The following is an 11755-nucleotide window of genomic DNA, read 5'->3' as shown; positions in this document are numbered from 1 at the left end:
GAGGCGGCTGTCCCGGGAAGGCCTTCCCGCAGGCATTCCCAGGATCAACACTACGACCGCAAGGGTCGCCTTCTTCGGGTCATTCGCATGTTGGACACGACTTTGAGACGATTAACCGCACCGACTTGTCCTGTTTCCTGATCCCTGGTGCTGTCCTTCAAGACGCTCCGCGCCCGCCTCGTGGTTCGGTCGGGGACTGGCTCGTCCGGTCAGGAGTTCAGGTACGTCAGCACGGCCAGCACCCGGCGGTGGTCCCCCTCGCTCTGGGAGAGCCCCAGCTTCAGGAAGATGTTGCTGACGTGCTTCTCGACCGCCCCGTCGCTGACCACGAGCTGCCGGGCGATCGCCGAGTTCGTCCGCCCCTCGGCCATCAGCCCCAGCACCTCCCGCTCCCGCGGGGTCAGCCCCGCGAGCACGTCCTGCTTACGGCTGCGGCCCAGCAGCTGCGCGACGACCTCCGGGTCGAGGGCCGTACCGCCCTCGGCCACCCGCACCACCGCGTCCACGAACTCACGCACTTCGGCCACCCGGTCCTTCAGCAGATAGCCGACGCCCCGGCTGGACGCCGCGAGCAGCTCCGTGGCGTAGCGCTCCTCCACGTACTGCGACAGCACCAGCACGCCGAGTCCCGGGTGCGCCTTGCGCAACCGCACCGCAGCCCGCACCCCCTCGTCGGTGTGCGTCGGCGGCATCCGCACATCGGCGACCACGACGTCCGGCAGCTCGCCCTGCGCGTCCAGCTCCGTGATGGTCTTGATCAGCGCCTCGCCGTCACCGACCCCGGCGACGACCTCGTGCCCCCGGTCGGTCAGCAGCCGGGTCAGGCCCTCCCTGAGCAGCACTGAATCCTCGGCGATGACCACCCGCACCCTGTCCTCCACGATGTTCGGCCCCCACACCCCGACGCCGCCCGTCCGCAGCCCACAACGGCTCCGCGCCCACCCGTGCGACGGGTCCAGCATTTCAGGATCGGGCGCTGGATGGGGTCGGACCGGCTTGTTGTCAGACCGATCCGACCGATTCGGGTGGGGGGGGGCGGGTGGTGGGGGCCAAGGACGGGGGGGACAGGGGCCAAGACCCAGGCCGGGCACGGGGACGGGCGAAGCCTTCAGGCGGGTCACAGGCGGGGTAAGGCGGGGGCACCGGGGTGGAGCCCCTGCCCCGCCCCGCCCCGGCCGGCCGGGGCGGGGTCACTGGGGCGGAGCCCCCTGCCAGCCCCGACCGGCCGAAGGTCACCTCACGTGCGCGCCCCGCCACGGCAACTCCGCGGTCACCCGGGTCGGCCCGCCCGCCGGCGAGTCCACCATCAGGATCCCGTCCACCGCGTCGAGCCGCTCCGCCAGCCCCGCCAGCCCGGACCCCTGGGATGAGTCGGCCCCGCCCACGCCGTTGTCCACGACCTGAAGCATCAGCCGGTTCTCCGTCCGCCACACCTCCACGCCGGCCCAGGTCGCCCGCGCGTGCTTGCTGACGTTCTGGAGCAGCTCCGACACCGTGAAGTACGCGATCCCCTCGATCGCCGGCGCCGGCCGCTCCGCCAGGTCGACCTCGACCCGCACCGGCACCGGGCACCGCGACGCCACCGCCGACAGCGCCGCGTCCAGCCCCCGGTCCGTCAGCACCGCCGGGTGGATCCCCCGGGCCAGGTCCCGCAGCTCCTGCAACGCCGTCTTCACCTCACCGTGCGCCTCGTCCACCATCCGCACGGCCGTCTCCGGATCCTCCTGGAGTTTCTCCTTCGCCAGCCCCAGATCCATGGCCAGCGCCACCAGCCGCGCCTGCGCCCCGTCGTGCAGATCCCGCTCGATGCGCCGCAGGTCGGCCGCCGCCGTGTCGACCACGACGCCCCGGTCCGACTCCAGCTCCACCACCCGCGAGGCCAGCCGCGAGGGCCCGAGCAGCCCGTACACCAGCAGCCGGTCCACCATCGTCAGCGCCCGCACGATCCACGGCGTGGCGATCGTCAGCAGCAGTCCCACCAGTGCGGCCACCGTGATCTCGAAGGGGTTGTCGAGGTAGACCCGGTGCGTCTCGTCGCCGTACAGCTGGATCCCGTCCTGGCCGGCGTACATCGGGAACACCCAGAACCACAGCGGGTACGTCAGCAGCGCCCAGCCCAGCACCCAGACGTTCACGGCGACGACGAACGAGAACACCGCCCACGGCAGATGCAGCACCGCGTACAGCAGGGCCCGCCACGAGGCGCCGCTCTTGAGGACGGCCCCCATCCACGCCATGGCACCCGGCTTCTTCATCCGCAGCGGCTCCGGGTCGGCCACCTCCAGGCCCAGCAGCGCCCGCGCCCGCAGCCGTTCCAGTGCCCCGAGGCCACGGCACCCGGCGAGCGCCGCCGCCAGCACCGGTATGCCGAGGAACGTCACCAGCAGTCCCGCCCCCAGCGACACCATCGTGACCGCGTAGGTGAACAGCAGGATGCTGATCGGCAGGCTGAGCAGCAGATAGCCGAGCTCCCGCCAGGTGCGTCCCTCGACCGGCGCCCGCAGCGCGGCGGGCAGCCGGTGCCGCCGCTCGGTGCTCCCGGGGAACCCGGGCCTGCCGTCGAGCCCGTACCCCTGTCCGTACTCCGTGGCCATCGGCGTCGCCCTTCTCCTCGTCCTGCGGCTGTTCCCTCGTACCTCCACCCTGCTCCGCCGCAGGTCGGCGGACCATGGAGTCCGTCGGCGTCTTGGGCGGGGGGTTTTCCCCACCTCCGGACTCCGGCCCGGGGCCTGCCTGTCGTCGGGAGGACCTATCCGGTGCCCGTGCCGGAGTCGTCCGTGCGGTCGCGCCAGGGCAGTTCCGCCGTGACCGTCGTCGGGCCGCCCTCGGGCGACTCCAGGACGAACAGCCCGTCGACGGCGTCCAGCCGCTCGGCCAGGCCCTTCATCCCCGTACCGCCGTCGAGACTCGCGCCCCCGCGGCCGTCGTCCCACACCTGGATGAGCAGCCGGTCGTTCCTCCGCCACACCTCCACCGACGCCGACTTCGCCGCGCTGTGCTTGCTGACGTTCTGCAGCAGCTCCGAGACGGTGAAGTAGGCGATGCCCTCGATGGCGGCGGCCGGCCGCGCCGGCAGGTCGACCGTCACCTTGACCGGGACCGTGCAGCGCGAGGAGACCGCGGACAGGGCTGCGTCCAGGCCGCGGTCGGTCAGGACCGCCGGGTGGATGCCCCGGGCCAGGTCGCGCAGCTCCTGGAGTGCCAGCTTCACCTCGCCGTGCGCCTCCTCGACCATCGCCGCCGCCGCGTCGGGGTCCTCCAGCACCTTCTCCTTCGCCAGGCCCAGCCCCATGGCCAGGTTGACCAGCCGGGCCTGCGCCCCGTCGTGCAGATCCCGCTCGATGCGCCGCAGGTCGGCGGCGGCCGTGTCGACCACGACCCCCCGGTCCGACTCCAGCTCGGCGATGCGCCGCTCCAGCTCGTCGGAGGGCGACAGCAGCCCGCGCACCATGGCCCGGTCGGCGTTGGTCAGGCCCCGCGCGATGAACGGCAGCACCGGCCACAGCACGAACAGCGAGGTCAGCGTGATGGCGAAGGTGAGGACGCCCCACGGCAGCCGTATGAACTCGTACAGCACCGTGCGCCAGCCCACCGGGTCCTTCAGCGACATCCACAGCCACTGGAGCAGGCCGCCCGCGCCACGCAGCGGCAGCCGGCTCGGTTCGTCCACCCGCACCCCGAGCAGCGCCCTGGCCCTCGCCCGCTCCATCCGGCCCAGCAGCCGCGCGCCCGTGAGCCCGGCCGCGATCAGCGGGAAGCCGATCACCGTGATCGTCAGTCCGAAGCTGATGGACAGCACCGTCACGACATAGGTGAAGCCGAGCAGCGCGACCGGGAAGTTCGCCAGGAGGTGCGCGATCTCCTTCCAGGTGTGCCGGTCGTAGGCGAGACGGGGCGGCGGCGGACGGTCGTCCTGCCCGGCCGCCGCAGTGGCCGTGCTCGTGCCGGAGGACGGAATGCGTTCGGTCATATGCGTTAGCGTGCCCGGTGGCGGGCAGCCGCGCCATGAGGCGGACCGCCAGGAGGAACTGAGGTAAACCCCACCCCCGCGTGCCAGGGCGTGACGGGCTGCTTACCCTGCCTTTATCAGGGCCTAGACTCCCGTGCGTACATATCGTCGAACGGCGGCGTCCGTGGTTCCCGGCCGTACTCCGGAGTCGCGGAATCGATCGTCGCAGGACCCAGTCCGAGTTTCAGGGAGCGAGGGACGGACGTGCCGGAACCGACCGTCGTCACCACGACCGTCGTCGCGGCGGACTACTTCCAGTCCTATTCGGTCGTCGGGCTGCTCGCCGTCGTCGGCGTGCTGTTCGTCGCCGTCGCCTTCGGGGCCGGCCGACTGCTGCGGCCCGTGGTCCCCACACCCGAGAAGCTCCTGACGTACGAGTGCGGCGTCGACCCCGTCGGCGAGGGCTGGGCCCACACCCAGGTCCGCTACTACGTCTACGCCTTCCTGTACGTGATCTTCGCCGTCGACTCGATCTTCCTGTTCCCCTGGGCGACCGTCTTCGCAGCCCCCGGCTACGGCGCGACGACCTTGGTGGAGATGTTCATCTTCCTCGGCTTCCTGGCCGTGGGCCTGCTCTACGCATACAAGAAGGGCGTCCTGGCATGGACGTGACCCCCACCGGCACCGAGCCCGTACTGCTTCCCGAGCCGAAGCGGCTCGGCGCCCTCGCGCGCCTCGCACCCGAGCCGATGAAGGTGATCCTGAACTGGGGCCGCCGCTACTCGCTCTGGGTCTTCAACTTCGGTCTCGCCTGCTGCGCGATCGAGTTCATCGCCGCGTCGATGGCCCGCCACGACTTCATCCGGCTCGGCGTCATCCCGTTCGCCCCGGGCCCCCGCCAGGCGGACCTGATGGTGGTGTCCGGCACGGTCACGGACAAGATGGCGCCGGCGGTGAAGCGCCTGTACGAGCAGATGCCGGAACCCAAGTACGTCATCTCCTTCGGCGCGTGCAGCAACTGCGGCGGCCCCTACTGGGACTCGTACTCCGTCACCAAGGGCGTCGACCAGATCATCCCCGTCGACGTCTACGTCCCCGGCTGCCCGCCCCGGCCCGAGGCGCTGCTCCAGGGCATCCTCAAGCTCCAGGAGAAGATCGCCCGCGAGTCGCTGGGGGAGCGGTACGGCACGGCGCGGCCCTCGGCGGCGGCGTTGCAGAGCGGCCTGGTGCGGCCGCCGGCCCCGTCGTCGGGTTCGGATTCGGTCTCGGCTGCGAACCCGGCCTCGGATTCGGAGGAGGGACGATGACCGCGGCCGGCTGGCTGCCCGCCGACGTCGAGGAACTCTTCGGTACGGACGCCACGGCCGAGGAGTCGTACGAGGTCCTGACGGTCGACGTACCGCCGGCGACCTGGATCTCCGCCCTGGAGACCGCACGCGACCGCCTGACCTGCACGTACTTCGACTGGCTGAGCGCGGTCGACGAACCGGGCACGGGCTTCCGCGTCACGGCCCATGTCGCCGCGCTGTCCCCGCTCCGACGCCTCCTCCTGCGTACGACGGTCCCGCACGAGGCCCCCGCCCTGCCCTCGGCCGTCGACGTCTACGCGGGTGCCGCCTGGCACGAGCGCGAGACACACGAGATGTTCGGCATCACCTTCGAAGGCCACCCGGCGCTGGACCACCTGCTCCTGCCCGAGAACTTCGAAGGCCACCCCCTGCGCAAGGACTTCGTCCTGGCCGCACGCGTCGCCAAGGCCTGGCCCGGCGCGAAGGAACCCGGCGAGTCGGAACACGGCGGCCCCAAGCGCCGCCAGATGCTTCCCCCCGGCGTCCCCGACCCGAACGAGTGGGGCCCCCTGAAGGGCCAACTCCCCCCGGCTCCGGCCCGCGGCGCCGGCCGCGCGGCAGGCGACCGCCCGGCCCGAGGCACCGCCCGCCCCGCGGGCGAACGCCCGGTACGGCGGACCCGTACGGCGGGGGAGGGCTCGGCCAGCCAGTCCGCTGCCGGTGACGCGGGTACTCCGTCCCCGACGGCCCCGCGCCGCAACCGCTCAGCGGCGGCGGGCTCGGCGAGCCAGTCCGCCGCGGGTGACGCGGGTACTCCGTCTCCGGCTGCCCCGGCCCGCGACCGCTCGGCGGAAGAGGGCTCGGCCGGCCCGGCCCCTTCCGGCGACCGGGGCACTCCCTCTCCGGCTGCCCCACGCCGTGCGCGGACGGCCGCGGAGGGCTCGGCGAGTCAGACCGTGCCGGGGGAGTCGGCTGCTCCCGATTCGGCGGGGACGCGTCGCGACCGTTCGTCGTCTGAGAGCTCGGCCGGTCCGGCCACGACGGGCGGCACGCCCTCCGAGTCGCCGGCCGCACCCCGCCGTACCCGCGCAGCGGCGGAGGGCTCGGCAAACCAGACGTCCACCGACCCTGAACCCACGACCTCCGACACCGAATCCCAGGCGACCGAAGCCGAACCGGCGGCGACCGCGAAGGGCACCCAGCCGTCGGCCACCGAGCCGAAGCCGTCGGCCACTGAGCCAGGGTCCCCGACCGCCTCGGCGGAGCCGTCGGCCACCGAGCCCGGGTCCCCGACCACCTCGGCGGAACCGCGCCGGGCGCGAAGCGCGAGTGACGGCTCGGCGTCGCAGCAGACGCAGCCAGGTGCCCCTACCGTCCCGCGTCGGGCGCGCAGCGCATCGGAGGGCTCCGCCGGCCGGCGTGCCGCGTCCCAACCCGGCGACAGCCGGCCGGGCGGGGCTTCGCGACCCCCGCGCAGCACGGACGCCCCCTGGCACCACGCCCGCCCCGCCTTCGAAGAACCGGCTCCCGAGCCGTCGCCCGAGGCAGGGCAGTTGCCGACTCCCGAACCACCGGGTGACTCGAAGACCCCGAACAGCACCTCGGAGTCACCGGACACCCCGAAGCCGACGGACAGCGGCAAGTCGCCCGACAACTCGGAGACATCGACCAGTCCGGAAACCCCCGAGCCTCCGGAGACTCCCGAGCCCTCGGCCACCCCGGGCCCCGCGGACGGCCCCGAGCTCTCGGCCACCCCGGGCCCCGCGGACGGTCCCAAGCCCTCGAACACCCCCGACACTCCGGAACCGGCGAACGACCAGCAGCCCGCCGACAACCCCGAAGACCCCACAGGAGGCCCGCGGTGAACGACGTGCTCGACGTCACCCTGCGACTCCTGATCGTCTTCGTCGTCTTCCTCACTTTCCCCTTGATCATCGGCCAGACCGAACACAAGGTGATGGCACACATGCAGGGCCGCCTCGGCCCCATGTACGCCGGCGGCTTCCACGGCTGGGCCCAGCTGATCGCCGACGGCGTGAAGTTCGCGCAGAAGGAGGACGTCGTTCCCGCGGGCGCGGACCGCCGTATCTTCCAACTGGCCCCCGCCGTCGCCCTCCTGCCGTACCTCCTCGTCCTGCTCGCGATCCCCATCGGCCCGGACGAGGGAGCCGTCGGCCAGGTCATCGACGCCGGCGTCTTCTTCGTCCTGGCCGTCATGGGCGTCGGCGTCCTCGGCTCGCTCATGGCCGGCTGGGCGTCCGCGAACAAGTTCTCCCTCCTCGGCGGCCTCCGCACCGCCGCCCAGCTCCTCGCCTACGAACTGCCGATGCTCCTGACCGCCGCCTCGGTGGCGATGGCGGCCGGCACCGTCTCGATCCCCGGCATCCTCGACGCCTTCGAGTGGTGGTGGCTGCCCTGGCAGATCGTCGGCGCGATCGTCTTCTTCGTGGCCGGCCTCGCGGAACTCCAACGCCCGCCCTTCGACATGCCCGTCGCCGACTCGGAGATCATCTTCGGCGCGTACACCGAGTACACCGGCCTTCGCTTCGCCCTCTTCCTCCTCGCCGAGTACGCCGGAATCGTCGTCCTGTGCGGCCTGACCACCGTTCTCTTCCTGGGCGGCTGGCACGGCCCATGGGGCGCCGACGGCCTCGGCTGGGTCTGGACCCTGCTGAAGACCGCCGTCCTCGCCTTCCTCGTGATCTGGCTGCGCGTCACCTACCCCCGCCTGCGCGAGGACCAGCTCCAGAAACTGTCCTGGACCCTCCTCGTCCCCCTCTCCCTCGCCCAGATCGCCCTCACCGGCATCGTCAAGGTGGTGATCCAGTAACCATGGCCCCCATTCCCGGCAGCGGCCTGGCCAAGGGCCTGGCCGTCACCCTCCGCACGATGACGAAGAAGTCCGTCACCGCGCAGTACCCCGACGCCCAGCCCGACCTCCCGCCCCGCACCCGCGGTGTGATCGGCCTGTTCGAGGAGAACTGCACGGTCTGCATGCTGTGCGCCCGCGAGTGCCCGGACTGGTGCATCTACATCGACTCCCACAAGGAGACGGTCCCGGCGGCGACCCCCGGCGGCCGCGAACGCAGCCGCAACGTCCTCGACCGCTTCGCCATCGACTTCTCCCTGTGCATGTACTGCGGTATCTGCATCGAGGTCTGTCCTTTCGACGCCCTGTTCTGGTCCCCGGAGTTCGAGTACGCCGAGACCGACATCCGCGACCTCACCCACGAGCGCGACAAGCTCCGCGAGTGGATGTGGACCGTCCCGGCACCGCCGGCCCTGGACCCCGGCGCGGAGGAGCCGAAGGAACTCGCCGCCGCCCGCAAGGCCGCCGACAAGCTGGCCGCCCAGCAGGCCCCGCCCGCCACCGAACCGCACGCCGACGAGCAGGCCCGGGCAGCCGAGCGACCGACCCGCCCGCAGGGCGACTCCAAGCAGCAGACCGACCAGCCCAGGCCGGGGCAGGAGGGCCGGGAATGACCCTCGCCGCAACCGCAGGTCTCCTCACGGCGGGCCCGACCACCGGGGCCGCGGCCGAAACCCACGGTTTCCTCTCCCCGACGGGCGTCGAGATCGCCTTCCTCCTCGTCGGCCTGGTCACCTTCGGCGCCGCGCTCGTCACCGTCACCACCCGGCAGCTGGTGCACGCCGCCCTGTGGCTGGTGGTCACCCTCGGCGGCCTGGCCGTCGAGTACCTCCTGCTCACCGCCGAGTTCATCGCCTGGGTGCAGGTCCTCATCTACGTCGGTTCCGTCGTCGTCCTCCTCCTGTTCGGTCTGATGCTCACCAGGGCCCCCATCGGCCGCTCCCCGGACGCCGACTCCGGCAACCGCTGGGCCGCCCTCACGGTGGCCGTCGCCGCCGCTGCCGCCCTGATCTGGGTCGTCGTCGATGCCTTCCGTACGACCTGGATCGACCTGGACGGTCCCGCCGCCGGTTCCACCGAGGCCACCGGCGCGAGCCTCTTCCAGAACTGGGTCCTCCCCTTCGAGGCCCTCTCCGTCCTCCTCCTCGCCGCCCTGGTCGGCGCGATCGTCCTGTCCCGCAAGGCGAAGGCCACCGCGGCGACCGCGGCCGAGAGCACCCCGGCCCCCCGGAGCGAGAAGGAAGGGACCCGCTGATGCACCTCGCCTATCCCGCCGTCCTCTCAGCCCTGCTCTTCTGCACGGGCCTGTACGGCGTCCTCGCCCGCCGCAACGCGATCCTGGTCCTGATGTCGGTCGAGCTGATGCTCAACGCCGTCAACCTCAACCTGGTCGCCTTCGACGTCTGGCTCAGCAAGACCGCCGAGGAGACCCTGCACTCCGGCCAGGCCCTCACCCTGTTCACCATCGCCATCGCCGCCGCCGAGATCGGCATCGGCCTGGCGATCGTCCTCGCCGTCCACCGCAACCGCGGCACCGCGGACATCGACAAGCTCCGCGACACCGCCGAACGGCACGACCCCGACGGCACCGACCACGACGCCCTTACGGCCGAGCAGTCCGGCGAGGCCCAGAAGGCTGAGGCCACCGCGTGACCACGACCACCCTCGCCGTCCTCGTCCCCCTCCTTACGTTCCTCGGCGCCGTCGCCGGCCTGCTCCTGGGCCGCACGGCACCCGGCTTCGTCCGCCCGCTCGCCGTCCTGCCGACGCTCGCCTCCTTGGTGCTCGCCGCGCTGGTCGCCGTGCGGCAGGGCGGTGACGCGGCCGTCAACGCGGCCACGGAACTCACCCCCACCGGCTCCGTCCCGATCGAACTCGCCCTGCACATCGACGGCTTCGCGGCCCTCGTCGCCGTCCTGGTCGGCCTGGTCGCCTCCTGTGTGCAGATCTACTCGACGGGCTATCTGCGCGACGACCCGCGCTACCCCTCGTACGCCGCCCTGGTCTCCCTGTTCACCTCCGCGATGTTTCTGGTCGTCTACTCCGGCGACCTGATCGTGCTGCTGGTCGGCTGGGAAGTCATGGGCATCTGCTCCTACTTCCTGGTCGGCCACTACTGGGAGACCCCGGAGGCCCGCGCCGCCTCCCTCAAGGCCTTCCTGGTCACCAAGCTCGGCGACGTCCCCTTCCTCATCGGGCTGTTCGCCCTGGCCACCGACGCCGGTTCGTTCCGCATCACCCGGGTCCTCGGCGCCGTCGCGAGCGGCTCGCTCGACCACCCGACGCTGATCGCCCTGCTCCTCCTCGCGGGCGTGGCGGGCAAGTCGGCGCAGTTCCCGCTGCACACCTGGCTCCCCGACGCGATGGCGGGCCCGACCCCCGTCTCCGCGCTGATCCACGCCGCGACGATGGTCGCCGCCGGTGTCTACTTCATCGCCCGTCTCCTGCCGCTGTTCGAGGCCTCCCAGGCAGCGATGGTCGTCCTCGCCGTCATGGCCGCCGTCACGATGGCCGGCTCGGCACTCGCCGCGCTCGCCCAGGACGACATCAAGCGCGTCCTCGCCTACTCGACGATCGGCCAGCTCGGCTACATGTCCGGCGCCCTCGCCGTCGGCGACCGCGGTGCCGCCGTCTTCCACCTCCTGTCCCACGGCGCCTTCAAGGCGCTGCTGTTCCTCGCGGCCGGCGTGATAATCCACGCCGCCGGCACCAACTCGCTCGCCGCCATGTCCCGTATGCGGAACCTGCGCGACCGCGTCCCCGACGCCTACTGGACGATGACCGTGGCGCTGCTCGCGCTTGCCGCGATCCCGCCGTTCAGCGGCTTCTTCTCCAAGGAGGCCGTCCTCGGCGTCGCCGAACACGTCGTCACCGGACACACCGAGCACGCCCCCGCAGCCGCGGGCTGGATCGTCCTGGTCGCCGGTCTGCTCACGGCCGTGCTCACCGCCGCCTACGCGATGCGCCTGTGGCTGCTGGCCTTCCACGGCCGGGGCGCCGAAGCCCCCGACCACGGCCGGCAGCCGCTGACGATGACCGTCGTGCTGTGGGTGCTCGCCGCCCCGTCCCTGGCCCTCGGCGGATTCGCGTTCCGCCTGCTGCCCGACTGGTTCGACGGCCGCGACCTCAGCCCGACCCTCACCACCTCCGTGCTCGGCACGGGCGTGGCCCTGGTCGGCGGCATCGTCACCTACGGCGCCTGGCGGCACACCACCGCGCTCACCGCACGCGTCCCGCTGGGCGCGGTCGCGGCCCACCCCGAGGGCGACGCCGCCCAGGTCGAGGCGGAGGCCATCGCCACCCACGAGCCGGCCTACGGCGACATCGCCTACGCGCCCGACCCCGCCGATCCCGGACGGCTCCTGCTCGGCCCGCTGCACCGCCACGCGGCCGCCGGCTTCCACATGGACGCCGTGTACAGGGCCCTCTTCGTCCGCCCGGTCCAGGCCGGGGCGAGCCTCGTCCGGTTCCTCGACCGGGAGGTCGTCGAGACCTACGTGCGCGGCGCGGGTGCGCTGCCCCGCTGGCTCGGCGCCGCCGTACGGCGCGCCCAGACCGGCAACGTCCAGACCTATGTGAGCGCGCTGCTCGCCGGCACCGTCGTCCTCGCGGTCGCCGTCGTCCTCGTCGCCACGGGAGCGTGAGCAG

General features: G+C 72.3%; 10 protein-coding genes and 1 pseudogene. 8 read left to right on the top strand and 3 right to left on the bottom strand.

Annotated elements, in window-relative coordinates; all coding sequences use genetic code 11:
* Positions 1–209 precede the first annotated feature (209 nt).
* The 3 genes from ACZ6TU_RS03425 to ACZ6TU_RS03415 form a co-directional block, all read right to left on the bottom strand.
* The gene (locus ACZ6TU_RS03425) at positions 210–881 is read right to left on the bottom strand and encodes a LuxR C-terminal-related transcriptional regulator (protein ID WP_467672151.1); all 672 of its coding nucleotides are present in this window, start codon (positions 879–881) and stop codon (positions 210–212) included.
* A gap of 351 nt (positions 882–1232) precedes the next feature.
* The gene (locus ACZ6TU_RS03420; protein ID WP_467672149.1) at positions 1233–2594 is read right to left on the bottom strand and encodes a sensor histidine kinase; all 1362 of its coding nucleotides are present in this window, start codon (positions 2592–2594) and stop codon (positions 1233–1235) included.
* 155 nt (positions 2595–2749) lie between these two features.
* Positions 2750–3970, bottom strand: coding sequence for a sensor histidine kinase (locus tag ACZ6TU_RS03415; protein WP_467672147.1), 1221 nt, complete (start codon positions 3968–3970; stop codon positions 2750–2752).
* Between the two features lie 243 nt (positions 3971–4213).
* Here ACZ6TU_RS03415 and ACZ6TU_RS03410 point away from each other — a divergent pair, with 243 nt between their 5' ends.
* The 8 genes and pseudogenes from ACZ6TU_RS03410 to ACZ6TU_RS03375 all read left to right on the top strand — a co-directional run bounded on the left by ACZ6TU_RS03410 (position 4214) and on the right by ACZ6TU_RS03375 (position 11751).
* Positions 4214–4621: an NADH-quinone oxidoreductase subunit A gene (locus tag ACZ6TU_RS03410; RefSeq protein ID WP_010041427.1), complete on the top strand. Its 408-nt coding sequence runs from the start codon at positions 4214–4216 to the stop codon at positions 4619–4621.
* Positions 4612–5256, top strand: a complete 645-nt coding sequence (locus tag ACZ6TU_RS03405) for an NADH-quinone oxidoreductase subunit B (RefSeq protein ID WP_467672145.1) — start codon at positions 4612–4614, stop codon at positions 5254–5256. The genes ACZ6TU_RS03410 and ACZ6TU_RS03405 overlap by 10 nt, the downstream gene beginning before the upstream one ends.
* Positions 5253–6119: pseudogene (locus ACZ6TU_RS03400) on the top strand (NADH-quinone oxidoreductase subunit C); the annotation flags it as partial. The gene ACZ6TU_RS03405 and the pseudogene ACZ6TU_RS03400, both read left to right, overlap by 4 nt.
* A 980-nt stretch (positions 6120–7099) precedes the next feature.
* Complete coding sequence (locus ACZ6TU_RS03395) at positions 7100–8068, top strand: complex I subunit 1/NuoH family protein (RefSeq protein WP_010049241.1); 969 nt, start codon at positions 7100–7102, stop codon at positions 8066–8068.
* Between the two features lie 2 nt (positions 8069–8070).
* Entirely contained in the window at positions 8071–8721 is a 651-nt protein-coding gene (locus ACZ6TU_RS03390) for a NuoI/complex I 23 kDa subunit family protein (protein ID WP_467672141.1), read from the top strand.
* Positions 8718–9362 carry an NADH-quinone oxidoreductase subunit J family protein gene (locus tag ACZ6TU_RS03385; protein WP_467672139.1) on the top strand — a complete coding sequence of 215 codons (645 nt, stop codon included), beginning with the start codon at positions 8718–8720 and terminating at the stop codon, positions 9360–9362. The genes ACZ6TU_RS03390 and ACZ6TU_RS03385 overlap by 4 nt, the downstream gene beginning before the upstream one ends.
* Positions 9362–9760 (top strand): NADH-quinone oxidoreductase subunit NuoK, encoded by a 399-nt coding sequence (gene nuoK / locus ACZ6TU_RS03380; RefSeq protein ID WP_059424736.1) that lies wholly within the window; start codon positions 9362–9364, stop codon positions 9758–9760. Before ACZ6TU_RS03385 ends, nuoK begins: the two co-directional genes overlap by 1 nt.
* A complete protein-coding gene (locus ACZ6TU_RS03375) occupies positions 9757–11751 on the top strand; it encodes an NADH-quinone oxidoreductase subunit 5 family protein (protein WP_469546277.1) in 1995 nt (664 codons plus the stop codon). Before nuoK ends, ACZ6TU_RS03375 begins: the two co-directional genes overlap by 4 nt.
* Positions 11752–11755 lie beyond the last annotated feature (4 nt).

It is taken from the genome of Streptomyces sp. NPDC052064, from assembly GCF_055585925.1.
The sequence above is the reverse complement of the archived record's forward strand: the minus strand, read 5'-3'. Positions and strand labels throughout refer to the sequence as shown.